The organism is Acetobacter okinawensis (assembly GCF_002153655.1).
Taxonomy (GTDB): domain Bacteria; phylum Pseudomonadota; class Alphaproteobacteria; order Acetobacterales; family Acetobacteraceae; genus Acetobacter; species Acetobacter okinawensis_A.
Genome location: NZ_JOPJ01000006.1, coordinates 72,429 through 92,710, shown reverse-complemented (window position 1 = coordinate 92,710; position 20,282 = coordinate 72,429). Strand labels below are relative to the sequence as shown.

The window sequence follows — 20,282 nt, the reverse complement described above, 5'->3', positions numbered from 1 at the left end:
CCATTAAGAAAAACGACCGGCCCGCTCTCAGCCTTCTGGGCGTTCGGTTGACTCCGTGCGCGCAAGGGGGCCGACCAGTTTTTCAAAACAGGTGCGGACATCCCGCGCCAGCAGATTGGCCCGCTCCATCAGTTCAGGCAGGGTGCGGGCCTTCATGTTCCTGAGCAGGATATTCAGGGCTGCTGGCACCATATCCGCCTCCAGTTCCTTGGGGGGGACCGGGCCACAGAGCAAACGCAGCAGAGCCTGCAACCGCCGCCAGAAAAAATCTGCCTGCTTCAACAGTTTTGCATCGGCTCCATCCAGCACGCCGCACCGTTCCAGCCGCCCCAGAGCCAGCCGGGTGGACGGGCTACGGGCCATGGGGTCTGCTGCGACAAGCTGAAAAATCTGGGCGATGAACTCCACCTCCATAAGCCCCCCTGCCCGGCGTTTTATGTCCCATATGGAGCTGGCAGGCAGGTCGCGCGCCAGACGCTCCCGCATGTTCCGTGCATCAGCCAGCAGGGCTGCGCGTGTGGGCGGAGTTGCGCGGATGCTCCCATCCAGCACGCGCTCCAGATCATGCATCAGAGCACGGCGCAGGGGGGCGGGAGCCGCTACGATCCGTGCGCGGGTCAATGCCATGCACTCCCACGTCCATGCGGCCTCTGTATGGTAGCGCACAAATGCCGTGCGCGGCACAGCCACCGGCCCGGCCGCCCCCGAGGGCCGTAGCCGCATGTCCACCGCATAAAGCGGCCCCTCCGGCCCGGGCGCAGTCAATGCGGCGATAAAGGCATGGGCCAGACGGGTATAATACTGCCCCACAGCCACCGACCGGGGCTGCGACAGGGCAAGCCCCGTACCGTTATTCTGCTTTTTGCCGGGAACCTGACTGGCCTGTATGTCCTCCGGGTGGTCAAACACCATAAGCAGGTCCAGATCGGAGCCGGGCATCATCTCCCGCGAGCCAGCCTTACCCATGGCAATAACGGCCATGCCCCCGCCGGGGACGCGGCCATAACGGCGCACGTGGTCACGCTCGACCGCCTGCTTGATAACCCCCATGATCGTATCGGCCAGAAGGGTCCGCTCACGCTCGGCGTCATCCTCACTGATCCGCCCTTCCAACAGGGCAACGGACAGGCGGAACTCCTCACCCCGCAAAAGCGGGCGCAGGGTGGTCAGCAGCTCCTCCACATCCGCAACCTCTCCGGCCAGCGTTTTCAGCCGGGCGACAACATTGCGCCCCTCCTCCGGCTCGGGGGCCAATAGCCCTTCAAGTGCGGAGGGCTTGTCTGCCAGATGGTCCGCCAGAAAGGCCGAGGCATCAAAAATGCTGGCGATACGATCAATCAGCTCCGGGTTACGCTCAAAGAGCGAGAGGAGTTGCACGCCTGCGTGCTGGCGCGCCAGCAGGGCGTCAAACCTGCGCAGGCAGGCCAGTGGGTTCCCACGCTGGCCAAAATTGGCCAGCAGGGCAGGCAGCAGCGCACGCAGCAGCGCATGGGCACGCTCCGAGCGCAGGGCGCGCAGGCCGTTGCCACTCCACCGCCCCAGCACCTGTGCCGCCTCCACCAGTTGTGCTGGAGGGAAACCATATTTTTCCAGCAGTTCGGCCACCTGCCCCTCCTCGGGGCCGGGCATGAGCACACTGCCTGCTTCCATACCATTCTGTGGTGGCTGGATAACAAAATGGCGCTCGAATATCCGCCGTGCCTCACGCATACGCGGCAGCATGTCCAGCGCCAGAGCCTCCCCATCCGGGTGGTTCATAAAAATGGCGAATGCATCAAACCCTGCCACCGTGTCGGGCAGGCTATGGGTCTGGTGGTCAGCGCGCATTTGCAGGCGGTGTTCCGCATCACGCAAAAAGCGATAGGTGCGGGCCAGCACCTCGGCTTCCGCACGGGGTAGCCTGCCCGAACCCACCAGTTTTTTGAGCGCGCCAAAAGTGGTTTTATCCCGCAGGCCCGGCTCGCGCCCACCCCAGACCAGCTGCATGGCCTGCGCAATAAATTCAATTTCGCGTATGCCGCCCTGCCCCAGCTTGAGGTTATGGCCCAAAAGCCATTCCCGGCTGGCATCCGGGTCCGCCAGAACAGAATCGGGCAGTTGCGCAAGGTCCGTCCGCCCCGCCTTGCGGTAGCGGTCTATGCGGGCCTTCATGTCGTGAATATCGTCTATCAGGGCAAAATCGAGGTGTTTGCGCCAGATAAAGGGCCTGATGGCCGCTAAAAAGCGCCGCCCCAGCGTAAGATCTCCCGCCACGGCGCGCGCCTTTATCATGGCGGCGCGCTCCCATGTCTGGCCCAGACTTTCGTAATATAACGTGGCGGCCTGCACTGTTACCGCAGGCGGCGTGGAGGACGGGTCGGGTCTGAGCCGCAAATCGGTGCGAAAAACATAGCCATTTGCATCGCGCGCTTCCATCAGGCTGACAAGATCGCTAGTCATACGCACAAATACACGTCGCACCGCATCTGACTGGTAATAGGTTGTGGGGTCGTACAACACTATCAGGTCGATGTCGGATGAGAAATTCAACTCACGTGCGCCAAGCTTGCCCATGGCCAGCACCACCAGCCCACACCCCTGTGTTGGGTTTTCGGGGTGTGGCAGCTCAAGCTGCCCGGCCTCGCTGGCATGCCAGAGCATATGTTTGAGCGCGAGTTCGAGCGCGGTCTCCGCCAGACGGCTGAGGGTCTGCGTGACATCCTCCAGGGACCAGACGCCACCCAAATCCGCAATTGCGCAAATAAAAGCTATACGCTTTTTGGCATGCCGGAGGAACGCTGCGACATACTCTCGCCCCGATGTGGCGTCAAACTGCGCACATGTTGCAAAAGCATCGAGCACACAGCTATCTGGCCCCTTGTCCAGCAGAGCCGCAAAGGCTTGAATATCCTCCCGCGCCAGATCGGACAGGTACGGACTGTTCCCGCCAAGGCACAACATCAACGCGTGCGCCCCCGGCTGCGCCATAACAGAGGCTGCAACACCACTCTGGCTGGCCAGTTCCAGCATGTCTTCAACAAATACGGTGGCCCTGTGCCTGTCCGCCGGGGCGGGCCAGTCTGCATCCGGCCATGTCCGCGGGCCTTGCCTGCGGGTCTGCCTTACGTCACGGAAGAGAGAATGATCTGCCTGCGTCATGATATGGCCCGTACTGTGAACCATAAAGGCTTGCTGCGTTGACTCCCAACGGTCAAGAGACCTCCCCCCCTGCGGGAACAAAAATTCCCCGTGCGCTGGTTATTGGCGCATGTGTGCTGGTCGCCCTGCCATTTGTGGGAACTGCGGCACTGCTGGGCCGCGTGGCACTTGGCCCGCTCGACATTACGCCTCTGGTCCGGCCTTTCCTGCCTATTACCCTTATCAAGGGCGGGCATGGGGCTCCACCTGCGGTCAGCCTGCGCCTTGGCCATGCCGAACTGCGCTGGAAAGGCCTGCGTGACGGCAGCATAAGCTCCCCCATAACAGTCGCCTTGCAGAACCTCAGCTTTATTGCGCCAGACAATACAGCCCCCAACACGGTGCAAGAGGCAGACGTAACACTCGACCCGCTTGCCCTGCTGCATGGGGGTATAAAGCTGCGTACCATCAACATCAGAGGCGTGCATCTGGCCCTGCGCCGCGCCCATGACGGCAGCGTGGGGTTTGACCTCGACCTGCCCGCCACACCCCAGACCCACCAGAACACCGGCCTGCAAACCTATGGGCTGGAAGAAGCCCATATAGACGATGCAACCATAAGCATGGATGACCGGCTGACCGGCACCCACTGGCTGGCATCCGACATTGCTGTCAATCTGCACCTGCACACAATCGGGCACGGCACGGGTGTGAGTGGCGACGTAAAGCTGAGCATAGCCCCACTGAACACCCCCGACGCCAAGCTGGTGCTGAGCGCACACGGTGCGCCCACCGATAACAACCAGAAAATTGCATGGCACCTGAGCACCAACACGCTCAACCCCGCCACCTTTGCACCCCTGCGCCCCGAACTGGCCAAAATCAATATTCCCCTGAGCATAACGGCGGACACGTTTTTCATACCCGGTGCAAAAGCGGCATGGCTGCTGCCGAGCACGCTGGAACTGACCGCCCTGATTGGCGCAGGACAGGTAGAAGCCGGTGGCTCGCGCTATGAGGTAGACCACGGCAAGGCCAGCATTGCCGTCCACCTTGACCAGAGCCAGACACAGGGCACACCTGCGCAGATTACCATCCCCTCCATCAGCCTGCTTCTGCGCAACCCCGGCACCCCCAATGACGCCACACGCGCGCTGAGTGTGAACGTCAGTGGCGCGCTGGATGCCTCCGACCTTGTAGAGCCCGGTCGTATTAACGCCCATCTGAGCGCGACCATCCCCCATGTTGCGTTTGAGGACCTGACCTATTACTGGCCAAGCCTTGCCGCCAAGGGCGGTAAAAAATGGGTGACTGAAAACATTACAGCCGGCACCGCCACCAACCTTGTGACCACTGCCGAGTTGGGCAGTACCAGAGGCTGGAGCGGCATCAAACTGACCAGCATACAAGGTGGAATAGACGCAACAGGCCTGACCATCCACTGGCTGCGCCCCATATCCCCCCTTCAGGGGCTGGATGCCCGGCTGGATATTGTCAGCCCGGACAAGCTGAGCATCCATTTTGACCACGGCTACCAGCTTGTAAACCGGACAGGCAAAAACGTCGGCCAGTCCGGCACAGGCCGCATTGAGGCCGGGCCGGGCAGCATGGATATTGTCGGCCTGACCAAAAAAGACCAGACCGGCATTATAGAAACAGACCTGAGCGGCCCCTTGCAGAATGTTATGGCCCTGCTGGCAGAACCGCGCCTGCACCTGCTCTCCCGCCACCCGCTCAGCCTGACCCGCCCGCGTGGCGCAGCCATGCTGCATCTGGGCTTAAGCCTGCCGCTGATCAGCCGTGTGACCATTAACGACATGAGCATCCAAAGCCATGCCGATGTCAGCCATGCCTCCATGGGCAATGTGGTTGCCGGGCGGGACGTGGCCAATGCCCGCTTTGGGCTGGACGTCACCACAGATGGTCTGGCCCTCAGTGGACACGGCGTTATCGGCGGCCTCCCCTCCGAACTGACATACGATATGGACTTCCGCTCCCTGCCCCCCGAGGCCGTTGCGGAAAAAGCCCACCTGACAACACGCATAACCCCCGATACAGCGCTGGCTGCGGGAATTGCCACGGGTCAACACTTTGATGGCAGCGCGGACCTTGCCGTAGAGTACCAGCAACTTGCCAACCATACCGGTACAGTCGGCCTGAACCTGGACCTGAACCACGCGGATATTCACATCCCCATGTGGCACAAAACAGCAGGGCAGCCCGCGCAGGCCTCCGCCACCCTGATGCTGGACAGGGGGCAGATCACAAATGTTGATCGCCTTCAGGCCACGGGCCCGGACATGAACGTTGTTGGCAAGGCACAGCTACGGGCCGGACATGCACCGGAACTGATTATTTCCTCCTTCCGCATCGCGCGTTCGAGTGGCCATGCCAGACTGGTGCTGCCACAAGACAAATCTGGCAATATGATCCATGTTGGCGTTTATGCCGACACGCTCGACCTCTCCCCCCTTATTGACGGAGACGAGCATGAGCGCACAACGGCGGAGCCCAAAAAGCCCACAAACTACCATGTGCCAGAGGCCGCAACCGGCAAACTACACGGCCCCCCCGGCACTGCATGGGCCATTGACCTGAGCGCCAACCAGCTCTGGTACAGCAAGAACAAGCAACCCCTACGCACCGTGCAGGCTTATTTTGAAGACAATGGCCTGCGGCTGGAAAAAATGCATTTTACCATGCAAGGTCCGGTTACTGCCAGCATGAGCCTTATGCCAACAGGGGCCAACCGTACCCTGCATGCGCATATTCCCGACATGGGGGCTTTTCTGGCAGCTTTTGGCATTCTGCCCGACGTCAAGGGTGGGCAGGCCAGACTGGACGGCACGTTTGATGACACACTGCCCGCAGCCCCCTTTAGTGGTAAGCTCAGTGTTACGCCGTTTACGCTCAAAAAAGCGCCAACCACCCTTCAGGTCGCGCGCAATATCTCACTCTATGGCTGGCTCAATGCTCAGGATGCCAATGACTTTCAGGTCACGCACATGAACATGCCTGTAACCTTTGAAGATGGCGTGCTGGAAATTCATGATGGCACAGCCGGCAACGCCGCACTGGGTGCCACGCTGGAAGGCCGGGTCAACCTTGACCGCAACAGCATAGACCTGAACGGCACCGTGGTTCCCATATTTGCCCTGAACACCCTGCCCGGCAGGCTACCGGGCATTGGCAGGCTGTTCAGCCCGGAAAAAAATGGGGGGCTGCTGGCAGTCACCTTTGGTGTCTCGGGCAAGCTGGAAGACCCGACACTGCACATCAACCCCTATTCCATTTTTCTGCCCGGCGCATTGCGCGAGATGTTCTGAACCCCGCGCGCCACCAGCCCCACTGGCACCCCGGGCTAATGCGCCTGCACAGGTAGCGCATGTTGCGACGGCAGGTCCGATGCCGCCGCGCGGGAGGCGGATGTGTCCACCCCGTCCCCTCCATCGGGCAGATCTGCATCGCTTTCTTGCAAAAACACGGGGTCCTGCACGGTGTGGTTTATGGTGGCACTCAGTGCGCCATCATGCACCAGTCCACGTAGGGAGGCATCCTCATCCCCCATATCCGTATCCACCCCATTACCGCTGACTTCGCCTAGCGCATACAGGACCAGACCATTACGGGGGCGGATCTTCTCGCCCAGCCAGTGGCGGGTGTGGGAGACAACGCTCGACGCATCTGCGCCTGTGCAGGGCTGCATATGGGTCAGGGTTATGGTTTCGGTTGTAACAAGCGCCTGCGCGGGGGGCGCGTGCTCGGGGTGTCCGCCGCCCGGAGCCTGCGTGGCAAATACCGTGCCCGAGGGAACAACAACCAGTGTTTGCGCTGGCTGCGCCGCCTGTGCGCTCAGGCAGACCGTCACTGGCTCTGCTACCCCCTGTGCATACGCTACGCAAGGCAGCGCACCACAGGCAGCACATAACGCAAGAAGCACCGTGGTGTGGCCATAGGTTCTGTTCCGCATTCCATCCCTTTCCTGCCCGTTGGCACCGATGGCCCCTTTACGCCGCTGTTACGGGTGTGCGGGATCCTCCTGCTGCAAACCGGAAGGAATGACAAACAGGCTATCGGGCTGGGCCGCACGCTGCACACTGAGTGCACGCACCGTAACCTGCCCCCCCTGCGCTACCTGTAGCAGCAGGCCGTCAGCCGTGTAGCAGGCATCCGTCGGGTGGCCATCCGTATCTTTTGTGCGCCATACTGTGCACTGCTCACCCGCCACAACGGAACTCCCCAATCGTGCATAGGAGCCTGTCGTTGCGGGTTGGCCCGGTGGTGTCAGCTGCTGCGTGCCGGGTACAGGCATGATGCTGACCCGCTTGCGCCCCATGTCCACCACACTCAGGGTTCTGTCCTTCCAGGACGTGAGCATGAACACGGAGGATTTGTCCGGGTCCAGCCGCTGGCGCAGCGTGGCACTCTGCCAGCGCATACGCTGGCGGGTGCTGACATCCCCTTGGGGGGAGGCAAGCTCATACTCCACATCCACATCCACCGATGGGGTAATGGCCGGTGCATCTGCCCCTGCCCCGTCAGCCGCGCTGGTTGTGGCAGAGCCTGCCGCCTGCGGTGCGCTCTGGGCCTGAACGGCCACTACCGGGCAGGCCAGCCCAAGGGCTACCACCAGCATGGCACTGCGCTGCAAGAGCATGGAGTGGGCCTGCATTACCGGTTCTCTCCTTCGGGGTTGGTGTTGCCGGTGGGCAAGGTGGCCGTTGGACCAACACCCATGGTGGAAGGCTGGGACTGGGACTGCGTTGCGGCATCCGGGCGGGGGGAGTGTGGCGTCACCTCCACAAAACCGGCAGGTGGCTGAAAAGCACTGACCGGCACAATGTCATACGCCACCTTTGTGGCGCGCAGGCTGCCGTTAAGCCCGTCCACATCCACGCCATCCTGCTGGAGCACAAACCCGTCATCCGTCACGCAGGTTTCGGCCTTGCCTTGAGCAGAAACCGCCCGCCATGTGGTGCAGGGCTGGCCTGCCACCACGCTGCTCCCCGTTTTGGTGAACTGCATGGACATATCCAGCAAAAAGGGGTTGCGCACCCCTTCTTGCTGCACCAACCGGGTGTAGATGTGGCGATCGTTGATAATCACCAGCACTTCCTGTGCTGCACGGTTGATAATCACCGCACCACGGCTCTGGTCGCCTTCCATGCCGGTCATGTAGTTAATCCGCATCAGCCCGCCATCGCCCGAATACAGCACCTGCACATGGCGGCTGGCAACCGGCGTGTCCGCCTTGGCGCCAGCCTGCAGGTCCTGCTCTGTCGGGCGGGGCTGAAAAACATAGTCAATCACCGCATCACGTCCGGGCGTCAGGCGCGGGTGGTCGGTTGCAAGCTGGGCATGCGAGGACGCGGCAGTAATGGCAGACACGCCCAGAACACCTGCCGCGCACAGGCCCGATACACGCAGGCTACGTAAGCAGGCCGATAAAGATTTGTCTGTCACCAAGTCCATCTCCGTTATTGCCCGGCCAAAGCCACTTATGCGCGCGGCCCTGAGCAGACTGTCTGTTCAAGTTCTGGCGGCGTTACATGCCGCGAATTTCTGCTTCCAGCATATCGGGTGCGACCACATCGGGCCAGCAGGGCTGCATGCTTACAGCGCGCTCAAGTTGCTGTTTATAGTCTGCGGCCGGAATTTCCACCCCGCCAAAGCGGGCCAGATGCTCGGTTCCAAACTGGGTGTCGAGCAGAATAAAGCCCCCAAGGCGCATACGGGCGACCAGATGCACAAGTGCAACCTTGGAGGCATCCGTGACCTTGCTGAACATACTCTCCCCAAAAAACACGCCACCGAGTGCAACCCCGTACAACCCGCCCACAAGCTCCCCCTCCACGCGGCATTCCACGCTATGGCCAAACCCCATGGTGTGCAGCGCACAGAACAGCTGGTAAATGCGGCTGTTGATCCACGTGCTCTCCCGCCCTTTGACCGGGGCCGCGCAGCCACGCATAACAGCGGGAAAGTCCCTGTCCACGCACACCTCAAACCGACCGGACAGTACCGTCCGCCGCAAACGTTTGGGAATATGGAATGTCTCCAGCGGCAGCACGCCACGCGGATCGGGGTCATACCAGCTCAGGGTCGGGTCATCTTCGCCTTCGGCCATGGGGAACAGGCCCACGGCGTAAGCCCCCAGCATGAGTTCTGGCGTCAGGCCATCGGGCATGTCGTATTGGCTCCCTTAGTGTTTGTTCTGGCTCCAACGCGCGTGCAACCGACTTTTGCCGCACTCGTTATCAGCCATGACCCGCATATGGTGTAGCGCACCCGGCCCGATATGCTACCCTGCCGGGCGACATAAACACATCCCTGACCGGCCCACCATGCCGCACCCCGGAGATTTTTTGTGACCACCGACGCCCCACGCCTGATCCGCTCCACCCGCCTGCTGGACGGGGTGGAAGACCGCATCCGCGCCGAGTTCAATGCCCCCCCTCCGCCAGAACAGGCGCTGGACACGGCAGCCCTGCTGGAGCTTGCACATGCCTACCAGCCCTTTGCCGTGCTGGTGACGCACACCGCCCCCCTGAAAGGGGCAGACGTAGACGCCCTGCCGCAGAGTGTCCGTCTGGTTGCCACAGTCAGCGTCGGGCTGGATCATCTGGACGTACCGGCCCTGCTTGCACGTAATATTGCCGTCTCCAACACCCCCGACGTGCTGACCGACTGCAATGCCGATCTGGCGATCATGCTTATTCTGGCCGCGAGCCGCAGAGCGGCTGAATACTATACGCTCATGAAGGCGGGATGGGGCCATGCACTGGGCATGGGCGAAATGCTGGGCCACCGCGTAACGGGCAAACGTCTGGGCATAGTGGGCATGGGCCGCATAGGTCAGGCCGTTGCAAAACGGGCACGCGGGTTTGACATGTCCATCCTCTACCACAACAGGCGGCAGCTTGACCCAGCGGAAGAGGCTGGCGCCACCTATTTTGACACGTTGGAGGACATGCTGCCGCACTGCGACATCCTCAGCCTGCACATGCCCGGCTCCCCCACGGCTCCGCCGCTTATCAACGCCCGCACACTTGGGCTGCTGCCGCGCGGCAGTGTGCTGGTCAACGCAGCACGCGGCTCCCTGATTGATGAAGATGCATTGATTGCAGCCCTGCGCTCCGGCCAGTTATTTGCTGCCGGTCTGGATGTTTTTCGCAACGAACCAAACCCCAACCCGGCCCTGCTGGCACTGCCCAACCTGTTCATGACCCCCCATGTGGGCAGCGCGACACTGGAAACCAGAACAGCCATGGGCATGCTGGCACTTGATAACGTCCGCGCTCTGGCAGCAGGCAAACCCCTGCCTTCTGGCGTAAGCGCGTAAACCTGCAACGGGGGGAAAACACACCATGACCATGCGGCTGTTCTGCACACTTGCCATAGGTTTTTGCGCCCTGCTCTGGTACCCGGCGTTCCATTATCAGGGCGTTTTACGGGTTCTGGCGATCAGTTTTCTGGCTATGGCCGTTATCACGACCTTTCTGGAACGCGCAGGCCCGCCTGCACCGTCCAAAAAATAAAAGCCCGTCCAGCAGGGCTGCGGGGCCGCGTAAAGCAGCCCTGTGCCTCCCCCCAGGCGGAACACTGTACGCAATGGGGGGAGGCTGGTTTTTACAGCTTTTCGCGCCCTTCAAGGCTGTCACGCAGAGCGAGTGCGGTGTCCCGCACTACGGGGCCGTGCTCACGCTCAAGCCTGCGAATGGTAAAATGTGCGCGGGCAAGTGCGCGGTAATGGTTGAAAAACGCGGTATTAAGCGATGCACCACACAAAGCCCCGGCAACCGGCATAAGCTGGACGGAAATTTTTTGCCCAAGAGCCAGCCCGTAATGCGAGGCCACTTCGGCTATCAGCATCACAACCGGGCGGCCACGCAGCACGGCACGGGCGGAAAAATACCCCAATTCGCTCTCCTCGCCATTCCTGCGGTTGGGAAAAGCCTTGAGGGCAAACACCTCCAGACAGGCGCGCCGGGCGTCTGGCTGGCTCAGGTCCTCGCCCTCCTCACGGGCGATCCGGGCAATTTCACGCATGATGGTCAGGGTGGTAAAGCCGATGTCTGGCGCAAGCCCCGCAAGCCCTGCAAAGCCACCCACAGCGCCCGATACCGCAACCGCCGCCTGAAGGCCCGGTGTGCGCCAGCGCGGTTCCTCCATGGCTGTATCTGCCGGGCCTTTCATACCCAGCACGGCCACATCAAACGCACGGGTAATGGCGGTTTCGGCCAATGCACGCAGCTTCTGCTCCATGTTGGGCGCCATGCCCAGACCCCGCATGCCCAAACGCGCGGCATGGCCCACGGCCCCACCCATAAGGTCCGCCAGACGCACCAGAACGCCACGCCCGGATTCCACTGCAACCAGAGCGGTTTCCAGCTCCCCCAGTTCGCGCCCACTCAGCGCCAGTGGGGTCAGGGCGGTGCCTGCTGTTTCCTTCATGCTCATACGTGCCTTTCCTGCCTGCTACCTGCCTCATTTACAGCAAATGCGACAACCGGCGCCGCGTGAGCGCCGTAATGCTATGTATTTGGAACAATCATAACAGGCTGGCCCCATGAAAAACAGATGACCTGTTACAACGCGCTCCCCTGCATCCACGCAAACAGCGTTGTAAGCGTGGCGTGCAGCCCTTACACAACGCATGAAGAATCTGGCTTAACGCCGTGCCGCTTTTAAGGAGCTTTCCTCATGGCTGGTCTTTTCCGCCTTTTTTCCTCACGCGCAAACCGTACCACACACGGCCACAACCTGAGCCGTATGGGGTGCATGGCCTCCATTCTGGCATTGGCCGCCTGCGCCACACCCGAACACAAAACCTACGACATGGCACTGGCCGACGCCCGTACGGACCCGGCCCTGTGCCAGTCCATCCGTTACTACCCACTTCTGGCAGAAGCATGGCAAAAAGCCCACATGGGTACGGATGTTGATGCGCAGGAGGCATCGTCCCCCGCACCGGGTAGCCTGCCGCACATCAAGGTTACGGCCTCCACAGCCATGCCGAATGTGAACTTCCCACCCTACTCCCAGCGGACCTGCCGCATGACCGTGCAGGTAGGCAGCCATGCGCCAGAAACGGGGTTCATGACGGTGGCCTACTTCATGCACAACGGCAAAGTGGACACATCACTGGTCAAATGGAACTCCGACACCGAGGTGTCCCAGTATTATGATGCGCTGAAAGCCAAGATCAGCAGCGGTGTGGACATGGACAACCCCACCCTGAAGGCCTGCATGACTCACTACCCAGCCCTGCAGACAAACAGCACGGACCCGTCCGTGCAGCAGGCTGCTGTGGGCCTGCGCGCCCTGCTTGTCCGCCACTGCATGGCGGACCATGCCGCCCTTAAAAACCTGTATTCGGACATGTATTTTATTCACCGCTAAAGTTGGCGGCACGCACCAAGGGGCAGATTATGGTCCGCCCCTTGCATTAAGGCGCAAAAACCGCATCCTTCCTCCATCCGGTCCACCATCCAGAGGATACAGACCCCATGAAGTACCAGTCCATTGCTCCTGATTTTGCCGTAACCGGGCAGATCGCACTGAGCGATATTCCCGCAATCAAGGAAGCCGGGTTTAAAACCGTTATCTGCAACCGCCCTGATGGGGAAGAAGCAGGCCAACCCACGGCAGAAAGCGTTGGCGAGGCCGTGCGTGCGGCTGGCCTGACCTTTATTGCCATTCCCGTGGCCTCTGGCGTGCCCCCCACCTCTGACGTGGTGCTGGAAACGCAGGAAGTGCTCAACACGCTGCCGGGGCCATATTTTGCTTATTGTCGCTCCGGCAACCGCTCGGCACAGGCATGGATGCTGGCCACACAGTCCTGAGCCAGTTCCTGCGACTACGAGGTATGACAAAGCAAAGGCCGCCCGGTTGGGCGGCCTTTGTCACAATAAGTTGATCCGGACCGGGCAGCGCCTGCCTTAACGCCCCTCCGTCCACCCTCCCATCTGGCAGAGCTTCTGCCAATGCTCTGCCGAAACCGGGCAGACAGACAGGCGGGACTGCCTGACCAGAGCCAGCTCCTCCAGCCCCGGTTCAGCCTTGATGCTGGCCAGTGTTACCGGTTGCGGCATGGGGCCAACCGCCCTGACATCCACACACACCCACGCACCATTTTCAGCCGTTGGATCGGGGTAGGCGGCACGCACCACCTCCACCACGCCCACAATCGCGCGCTGCACGTTGGAGTGGTAAAAAAAAGCCCTGTCCCCCACCTGCATGGCGGCCAGGTTCTTTTTGGCCTGATGATTGCGAACTCCGGTCCATGGCTCTACATCGTTTGCAACCTGCTCATCCCAACTGAATGCGTCAGGCTCGCTCTTTATCAGCCAGAATGCCATGTTATTCAGCCAGTTGCCCGTCGCGGAAAACCGTGCGCAGCGGGCGCACGATTACGCTCTCAAACAGGTCCACCTTGGCGTAAGGGTCGGCTGCGGCAAAGCCCTCCGCACTGGCACGGTCTTCGGCCTCAAGCAGGATCAGGCTACCGCAGGGTTTGCCGTCCGCACCCAGTTGCGGGCCGCCAAACTGGATGGCCGCCTTGTTCAGTTCCAGAAAAGCCAGATGCTGGGCGCGGGTGGCCATGCGCAGCTCCAAAGAGTCAGGGCGATCCGTACAGATAATGGCGAACAACATGCCTCTTTTTCCTTCTGTTGTGTCTTACGGGCATGGTCGCCCATGAAGAACTGCATCGTGTCAGACCGCTTATAATGCTATAAAGGAGACAACAGCAGTCCCACTTTGAGACATATCGCCCCCTACGGGCAAGGGTATTCCCCCCTGCCTTGCAACCAGACTGACGGAGCAGACCAACTTTTGAGCGCCTCACCGACCCTTGTCGCGCGTACTGGCAGTTTTTTCCACCGGTATGCCAACCCCGGCCGGTTCCTCAAGCTGGGCGCGCGTCTTCAGCCCTGGCTGACATGGCCTGCCATTGCCTTTACCCTTGCCGGACTTGGCTGGGGGCTGTTTTACTCCCCCGCCGACTGGCAACAGGGGGATTCCGTGCGCATTATGTATGTGCATGTGCCTGCTGCCATGCTGGCCTCTGGCGGGTATGCCGGGCTAGCCCTGTGCGGCCTGCTCTCACTGGTATGGCGTCATCCTCTGGCGGACCTTGCTGCGGTGGAAATCGGGCCGGTAGGGGCATGCATTACAGCGCTCTGTCTGGCGACCGGGTCCATCTGGGGCAAACCCATGTGGGGAACATGGTGGGTGTGGGATGCACGCCTGACCTCCGTGCTGGTACTGTTTTTTCTCTACCTCGGGCATATCGCCCTGATCCGCGCGTTTGATGACCCGCAGCGCGGCTACCGGGCTGCCGCCATTCTTGCGCTGGCCGGGGCTGTGGACCTGCCGATCATCAAGTTCAGCGTGCAATGGTGGAACACCCTGCACCAGCCTGACAGCATTACCCTGACAGGGGCCCCCACCATGTCCGCCTCCATGCTGTGGCCGCTTGCACTCTCCACCATCGGGTTTTCGCTCGGGTTTGCTGCCATTGTTGTGGCCCGCACCCGTGCGGCAGTCATGGAAAGCCGCATCCGCGCCCTGCTCTCCTCCCCCCGCCGGGGTGGAGGTGCGGCATGACCCATCTGCCCTATATTGTTGCCAGCTACGGGCTGGCCACCGTTATGGCACTTGTTCTCTCCATTGGTGCCGCACTCAGGCTCCGGCGCGCCCGGGCCAGACTGGCGGCCCTTGAGCAGACCCACAACCGCAACGCAGGAACACCCTTTACCCCATGACCCGCAAGACCCGTCGCCTCTGGCTTGTCATTGCCTGTGTTGCCTGCCTTGGCACCGCGGCCGCCCTGATCCTGCGGGCGTTTTCTTCCGACATTGTTTTTTTTGTAACACCCTCTCAGGTAGAAGCCTCGCCCCCACCGGCAGACCGTACCGTCAAGCTGGGCGGCATGGTTGTTGCGGGTTCCGTCAAGCGTGAAAAGCACGGCGAAACCCCAGTCGCCACCTTTGCCGTAACCGATGGTCAGGCCGCCGTGACGGTGCATTACGAGGGTATTCTGCCTGACCTGTTCCGCGAGGGGCAGAGTGTTGTCGCCATTGGCACGGTCCAGCCAACACATGACTTTGCCGCCAGCGAAGTGCTGGCCAAGCATGATGAGACCTATATGCCCAAGGAAGTGGCGGAAGCCCTTAAAAAATCTGGCAAATGGGACCCCCGCTTTGGCCCGCCCCCCAGTGCAGCAAGCTGGAACACCATGACCGTGCAGGACGCAGGCAAAAACCTTTCCGCCCCCACGGCTGCGCCGAACTGAACCGCCTGAAAAAGAAGACGGGAGCCTCCCCCCTGATATGTTAAGCCCCGAACTTGGACATTACGCCCTTGCGCTGGCCTGTGTGCTGGCTGCCGTGCAGGGTATTATCCCCCTTATTGGTGCCTCCCGGCGCGATGTGCGGCTTATGGCGCTGGCTCCCGGCCTTGCCATCGGGCAGATGATCGCCCTTGGCGTCTCCTTCCTCAGCCTGGTTTATGCGGCTGTTACGGATGATTTTTCGGTCCAGAACATTGCCGAAAACAGTGCCGTTTCCAAACCTCTGCTCTACAAGATCACCGGCGTATGGGGGAACCACGAGGGCTCCATTCTGCTCTGGGCTCTTATTCTGGGCCTGTGTGGTGCTGCTGTTGCAGCATTCGGACGCAACCTGCCCTCCGCCCTGCGTGCCCGCGTTATTGCCGTACTGGGCCTTGTGGCAACAGGGTTTGAACTGTTCTGCCTGACAACATCGGATCCATTTGCACGGGTCTGGCCCGCCCCCATGGACGGGCAGGGCATGAACCCCCTGCTACAGGACCCCGGTCTGGCCTTCCACCCCCCCATTTTGTACACAGGGTACGTTGGTTTTGCCGTGCCATTTGCCTTTGCCATTGCAGCACTGATTGAAGGCAGGGTGGATGCAGCATGGGGCCGGTGGGTACGCCCATGGGCTGTGGCTGCATGGTGCTTTTTGACCTGCGGCATCGCCATGGGGTCATGGTGGTCCTATTACGTACTGGGCTGGGGCGGCTACTGGTTCTGGGACCCGGTGGAAAACGCATCCCTCATTCCATGGTTGACCGGCACGGCACTCATCCACTCCGCCATTGTGGTGGAAAAGCGCGAAGCCCTTAAAATCTGGACCGTGCTGCTGGCAATTGGCACTTTTTCGTTCTCGCTATCGGGCACGTTCCTTGTGCGTTCGGGTATTCTCAATTCGGTGCATGCTTTTGCCAACGACCCAGCACGCGGGGTGTTCATTCTGGGGCTGCTTGGGGTGGTGATTGGCGGCTCGCTGGCCCTGTTCGCCTACCGTGCACCAACCCTGACGGCTGGTGGACTGTTTGCCCCCGTCTCCCGCGAGGGGGCGCTGGTTCTCAACAACATTCTGCTGTGCTCCCTGTGCGCCGTAGTGCTGACCGGCACCATGTATCCGCCTTTCATGTCCCTGCTGTTTGACCGCACCATATCGGTTGGCAAACCGTTCTTTGACGCAACCACCATTCCACTGGCGTTACCGCTCTTCATCTTCATGGGGTTTGGCCCCATGCTGCCATGGAAGCGTGCGCAACTGTGGCCCGTGCTGCAAAAGCTCTGGCTGGCAGCCATTGTGGCCGCCGTAGCCTGTGCCGTGGCGGTGTTTACGCTCTCTGGCGTGCTGCCGATCCTGTGTGCCGCTGCTGCCTTGTGGATTATTGCCGCAAGCCTGACAGACATTGCCGAGCGCACACGCCTGTTCCGCACATCTTTTGCCACCTCCATCCAACGTGCGCGCATGCTGCCACGCGCCATTGTGGGCACCGCCATTGCCCATGCGGGTGTTGGCATTACCGTGCTTGGCCTTGCCGCCATGTCTCAGGCACAGCACAAAATTGTGGAAGTCCCCATTGGCACCACTGAACAGCTGGCCGGTTATGAGTGGACACTCAAAGCGGTGGAAGATGAACCCGGCCCCAACTACACAGCCATGGCGGCAACACTGGAAGTCCGGCGTCATGGCCGATTGATTACGGTCATGCATCCCTCCAAACGCAGCTTTAACAGCCAGAACCAGACCACCACAGACGTTGCCATCCATACCAACCTGCTTGCCGACCTGTACGGCGTTCTGGGTGACAAACATGGATCGGACAGCAGTCCAACCTATGTCCTGCGCCTGCATTACAACCCGCTGGCCCCATGGATGTGGCTGGGCGCGCTGATTATGGCATTTGGCGGGGCTTTGTCCCTGTCTGACCGGCGTATGCGTGTTGGGGCCCCCCAACGGGCCAGAACCTCCCCCGCAACCACGAGCGTATCATGAGCACACCGACTGACAACCTGACCCGCCGCCGCCTGCTTATGGCCCTGCCGCTGGCCGGAGCCGGTGTTGCGGGCTTTGCCTTCTGGAAAATGCTGAGCGGCATGGAGCATGGCTCCTTCAACCCGCACGACATCAACGCGCCGGTACTCGACCGGCCCGTGCCAGATTTTCCACTCACACCCCTGCCCCCAACCGAAGGGTTTACGGCGCAGGACCTGCAACGCACCAGCAAGCCCGTGCTGGTCAATTTTTTTGCCTCATGGTGCATTCCCTGCCTTGCGGAGATGCCAACACTCATGACCCTGCAAGGCAAGCTGGACATCTGGGGCATTGCCTACAAGGACAAGCCCGAGAACACCGCCAGTTTTTTACGCCACTCCGGCAACCCCTTTACGCGTCTGGGGGATGACCATACAGGGCGGGCTGGTATGGAATGGGGTATTTCGGGGGTGCCGGAAACCTTTCTGGTTGGGCCGGGCGGCGTCATCCGCTGGCACACGGCAACCCCACTTACGGAAGAAACCATTAACAGGGTGCTTCTGCCGCTCGCCCACAGGTTGCAAACGCCATGACGCTGCACCGCAGACTGATTGCCTGCATGGCAGTCCTTGCCCTAATGGCAACACCCGCTCTGGTATTGGCCGTGGACGACCCGTCCGAAATGCTGAGCGACCCACAGCAGGAGGCCCGTGCGCAGGCCATTGGCGCCCAGTTACGCTGCCTTGTGTGCCAGAATGAATCCATTGAGGACAGCAGCGCAAGCCTTGCCCGCGACCTGCGCCGCGTTGTGCGCGAGCATGTTGCCAAAGGCGAGGATAATAAACAGGTCATGGCATGGATGGTCAGCCGCTATGGCAACTTCATCCGCCTTAAACCTGCGTTTTCCGCTGGCACGCTCCTGCTTTGGGCCATGCCTGTTCTGGCCTTGCTCATGGGGCTTGGTACGGCTTTTCTGTTCTATCGCCGCAGGGCGTCCGCTCCCCCGCCCCCTCCTCTGACTGAGGACGAAAAGGCCCGTCTGGCCAGACTGACAAAGGACTGAGAGCATGATCTGGTTTTCCATCGGGCTGCTCAGCCTGCTTGCACTGGCCCCAGCGGCTTTAACTCTGCGTGGACGTGCGCGTGCCATTCGTGATGAACGCAGCACCGCCCTTGCCCTGCATGAAGCCCAGCTGGCCGAAGTTGACCGTGACCTTGCCATTGGCCTGATCGCCCCTGCCGAACATGACGTGGCCTTGCTGGAAATCCAGCGCCGTATTCTCTCGGCCGATGCGGCCCCCTCCACCGCTCGAGCCCGCAGTTCGTCACTGCTAGGCTGGTTTGCCCTTGCGGCAACCCCGGCTCTGGCAGTGGGGCTGTACCTGACAAACGGTGCCCCCGACCTGCCCGCACAGCCCCTTGGGCCACGGCTGATGGCCCAGCATATGCAAAACCGCAAGACCGATGCGCTTATTGCCCAGCTTCAGCAGGCTGTTGGTGCTCTACCCGCCGATGACCCCAACCGCAGGCAGGGCTACCTCCTGCTCGGCCAGTTACAGGCATCGGGCGATCACTACGCGCAGGCGGCAGACGCATGGGGCCGTGCGCTGGCTCTGGGCTTTGACCCGGAACTGGCCGCACGCACGGCAGAGGCCATGACCCGCGCAGAACACCATGTAAGCACACAGGCGCTGGACCTGTTCCGTAAAGCACTGGATGCAGCGCCCAAGGACGCTGGCTGGCGCTCTGCCGTGCAGGGGCGCATTGCCCAAGGCGAGCATGAGCAGGAAAACCCGTGAACGCTCAGTCGAATGAGCCTAAAAACCACCACCGGGGCGGGGAGCAAAGCCACGCCCCCAGACATCTTCCTTCGCCCGCATGCGCGGTGGGCGCGGCTGACACGAAATAAGATACAACCCCACAACAAAAACGATGTTTGAAAACGCGTTGAACCACACAGCCGTCCCAAAAGACGGGGGGGATGTGAGTGCCTGATACACAACGTACAGGGCAAAGGGGATGGAGATAATCCGCACGCTGACAAGCATGTGCCGCAGCGGATTGGCCTGCCCGGGTTTGACCAGCACACGCAGGCGGCCAAGACCGATAAAAAAGCTCACACACAGGCACCAGACCAGCACGTTAAAAATCATATTGCCAAAATCGTTCATGCCCGTAAGCACAAACACGGCAATAATGGATACGGCGGAAAGTAGGAGGGAGCCAAACTGGCAGCTCATCCCTGCATCAAACGCTGCAAAGCGTTCAGGCAACCTGTCCGCCATGGGCTGGCATACCTGATCAAGCAGCCAGCTATCCATCCGTGTTATACGTTCACCCAATGTCATGGCAGCATCCATAACGGATTATGCTGTGCGATGCACGTCCGTGCCACGCATCGCACATGTGCGGCCTTTTCCCTACAGGTCAGGCGCTTTTGGTGGCGTCGGCTGCGGGCAGCACGCCATCGGGCGTATGCTTGTCCACCGCGTCGGGCAGAAAATGGACCAGTGCCGTAACAACGGCATCGGCTGGCAGACCTGTTTTTGCTACCAGATCATGCACGGTATCGCTCCCCAGTATGGCGCGGATTTCATCCGGGGTGGCAGGCACGTTACCGCTCTGGCTGACCCATGAGCGCACCTTGTCCCCCAGACCTGCCTGATCGGCCCGGTCCAGCAGGGACTGGATCGTCTGCGGCTGCGTCAGGGACTGGAGCTGCTGTTTGAGCAGAGTCTGCACATCCCCACCCAGAACGCTTTCAACCTTACCTACAATATTCTGAAAGAAATCAGACATATCCATCATCTTTCCCATATGTGCCACAACGGTGGCCAAGCGGTTGATCCGGCTTCATTATCATCA

22 protein-coding genes are annotated in these 20,282 nt (G+C 60.9%); 12 read left to right on the top strand and 10 right to left on the bottom strand.

Annotated elements, in window-relative coordinates:
- Nucleotides 1-27: 27 nt before the first annotated feature.
- Nucleotides 28-3,138, bottom strand: a complete 3,111-nt coding sequence (locus HK26_RS03200; RefSeq protein WP_086638711.1) for a bifunctional [glutamine synthetase] adenylyltransferase/[glutamine synthetase]-adenylyl-L-tyrosine phosphorylase — start codon at nt 3,136-3,138, stop codon at nt 28-30.
- Nucleotides 3,139-3,176: 38 nt separating this feature from the next.
- Between HK26_RS03200 and HK26_RS03195 the strand changes: the two genes are divergently transcribed.
- Entirely contained in the window at nt 3,177-6,443 is a 3,267-nt protein-coding gene (locus tag HK26_RS03195; RefSeq protein ID WP_086638466.1) for an AsmA-like C-terminal region-containing protein, read from the top strand.
- Between the two features lie 35 nt (nt 6,444-6,478).
- On the opposite strand, the gene HK26_RS03190 is transcribed toward HK26_RS03195, so the two are convergent.
- The 4 genes from HK26_RS03190 to aat all read right to left on the bottom strand — a co-directional run bounded on the left by HK26_RS03190 (nt 6,479) and on the right by aat (nt 9,304).
- Complete coding sequence (locus HK26_RS03190) at nt 6,479-7,087, bottom strand: hypothetical protein (protein ID WP_086638465.1); 609 nt, start codon at nt 7,085-7,087, stop codon at nt 6,479-6,481.
- A gap of 48 nt (nt 7,088-7,135) precedes the next feature.
- Nucleotides 7,136-7,789: a hypothetical protein gene (locus HK26_RS03185; protein WP_257640836.1), complete on the bottom strand. Its 654-nt coding sequence runs from the start codon at nt 7,787-7,789 to the stop codon at nt 7,136-7,138.
- Nucleotides 7,789-8,589, bottom strand: coding sequence for a DUF4412 domain-containing protein (locus HK26_RS03180; protein WP_086638464.1), 801 nt, complete (start codon nt 8,587-8,589; stop codon nt 7,789-7,791). Before HK26_RS03180 ends, HK26_RS03185 begins: the two co-directional genes overlap by 1 nt.
- 73 nt (nt 8,590-8,662) lie before the next feature.
- The gene (gene aat / locus HK26_RS03175) at nt 8,663-9,304 is read right to left on the bottom strand and encodes a leucyl/phenylalanyl-tRNA--protein transferase (RefSeq protein WP_086638463.1); all 642 of its coding nucleotides are present in this window, start codon (nt 9,302-9,304) and stop codon (nt 8,663-8,665) included.
- Between the two features lie 180 nt (nt 9,305-9,484).
- Here aat and HK26_RS03170 point away from each other — a divergent pair, with 180 nt between their 5' ends.
- Nucleotides 9,485-10,459: a 2-hydroxyacid dehydrogenase gene (locus tag HK26_RS03170; protein ID WP_086638462.1), complete on the top strand. Its 975-nt coding sequence runs from the start codon at nt 9,485-9,487 to the stop codon at nt 10,457-10,459.
- A gap of 25 nt (nt 10,460-10,484) precedes the next feature.
- A complete protein-coding gene (locus tag HK26_RS13405; RefSeq protein WP_180539291.1) occupies nt 10,485-10,655 on the top strand; it encodes a hypothetical protein in 171 nt (56 codons plus the stop codon).
- A 91-nt stretch (nt 10,656-10,746) separates the two neighbouring features.
- Here the strand turns inward: HK26_RS13405 and HK26_RS03165 are convergent, their stop codons facing one another.
- Complete coding sequence (locus HK26_RS03165) at nt 10,747-11,571, bottom strand: EcsC family protein (RefSeq protein WP_025828294.1); 825 nt, start codon at nt 11,569-11,571, stop codon at nt 10,747-10,749.
- A gap of 249 nt (nt 11,572-11,820) precedes the next feature.
- On the opposite strand from HK26_RS03165, the gene HK26_RS03160 reads away from it, so the two are divergent.
- The gene (locus tag HK26_RS03160; protein ID WP_257640834.1) at nt 11,821-12,519 is read left to right on the top strand and encodes a hypothetical protein; all 699 of its coding nucleotides are present in this window, start codon (nt 11,821-11,823) and stop codon (nt 12,517-12,519) included.
- 107 nt (nt 12,520-12,626) lie between these two features.
- Complete coding sequence (locus tag HK26_RS03155) at nt 12,627-12,962, top strand: protein tyrosine phosphatase family protein (RefSeq protein ID WP_086638461.1); 336 nt, start codon at nt 12,627-12,629, stop codon at nt 12,960-12,962.
- A 96-nt stretch (nt 12,963-13,058) separates the two neighbouring features.
- Here the strand turns inward: HK26_RS03155 and HK26_RS03150 are convergent, their stop codons facing one another.
- Nucleotides 13,059-13,478, bottom strand: coding sequence for an EVE domain-containing protein (locus HK26_RS03150; protein WP_086638460.1), 420 nt, complete (start codon nt 13,476-13,478; stop codon nt 13,059-13,061).
- Between the two features lies 1 nt (nt 13,479).
- Nucleotides 13,480-13,773: a YciI family protein gene (locus HK26_RS03145; RefSeq protein ID WP_025828287.1), complete on the bottom strand. Its 294-nt coding sequence runs from the start codon at nt 13,771-13,773 to the stop codon at nt 13,480-13,482.
- Nucleotides 13,774-13,953: 180 nt separating this feature from the next.
- Between HK26_RS03145 and HK26_RS03140 the strand changes: the two genes are divergently transcribed.
- From HK26_RS03140 to ccmI, 7 genes are read left to right on the top strand one after another with little or no spacing between them, the layout of a single operon-like run.
- Nucleotides 13,954-14,727: a heme ABC transporter permease gene (locus HK26_RS03140; protein ID WP_025828286.1), complete on the top strand. Its 774-nt coding sequence runs from the start codon at nt 13,954-13,956 to the stop codon at nt 14,725-14,727.
- Nucleotides 14,724-14,885, top strand: coding sequence for a heme exporter protein CcmD (locus HK26_RS13170; protein ID WP_143296283.1), 162 nt, complete (start codon nt 14,724-14,726; stop codon nt 14,883-14,885). The genes HK26_RS03140 and HK26_RS13170 overlap by 4 nt, the downstream gene beginning before the upstream one ends.
- Entirely contained in the window at nt 14,882-15,415 is a 534-nt protein-coding gene (ccmE, locus tag HK26_RS03135) for a cytochrome c maturation protein CcmE (protein ID WP_086638459.1), read from the top strand. The genes HK26_RS13170 and ccmE overlap by 4 nt, the downstream gene beginning before the upstream one ends.
- 37 nt (nt 15,416-15,452) lie before the next feature.
- Entirely contained in the window at nt 15,453-17,438 is a 1,986-nt protein-coding gene (locus HK26_RS03130) for a heme lyase CcmF/NrfE family subunit (RefSeq protein WP_086638458.1), read from the top strand.
- Entirely contained in the window at nt 17,435-18,010 is a 576-nt protein-coding gene (locus tag HK26_RS03125; RefSeq protein ID WP_086638457.1) for a DsbE family thiol:disulfide interchange protein, read from the top strand. Before HK26_RS03130 ends, HK26_RS03125 begins: the two co-directional genes overlap by 4 nt.
- Nucleotides 18,007-18,480: a cytochrome c-type biogenesis protein gene (locus tag HK26_RS03120; RefSeq protein ID WP_086638456.1), complete on the top strand. Its 474-nt coding sequence runs from the start codon at nt 18,007-18,009 to the stop codon at nt 18,478-18,480. Before HK26_RS03125 ends, HK26_RS03120 begins: the two co-directional genes overlap by 4 nt.
- Before the next feature lie 4 nt (nt 18,481-18,484).
- Nucleotides 18,485-19,216 (top strand): c-type cytochrome biogenesis protein CcmI, encoded by a 732-nt coding sequence (ccmI, locus tag HK26_RS03115; RefSeq protein WP_086638455.1) that lies wholly within the window; start codon nt 18,485-18,487, stop codon nt 19,214-19,216.
- Nucleotides 19,217-19,234: 18 nt separating this feature from the next.
- Here the strand turns inward: ccmI and HK26_RS03110 are convergent, their stop codons facing one another.
- Both HK26_RS03110 and HK26_RS03105 read right to left on the bottom strand, forming a co-directional pair.
- Nucleotides 19,235-19,765 (bottom strand): hypothetical protein, encoded by a 531-nt coding sequence (locus HK26_RS03110; RefSeq protein WP_025828274.1) that lies wholly within the window; start codon nt 19,763-19,765, stop codon nt 19,235-19,237.
- A 79-nt stretch (nt 19,766-19,844) separates the two neighbouring features.
- Nucleotides 19,845-20,216 carry a YidB family protein gene (locus tag HK26_RS03105; protein ID WP_086638708.1) on the bottom strand — a complete coding sequence of 124 codons (372 nt, stop codon included), beginning with the start codon at nt 20,214-20,216 and terminating at the stop codon, nt 19,845-19,847.
- Nucleotides 20,217-20,282: the final 66 nt, after the last annotated feature.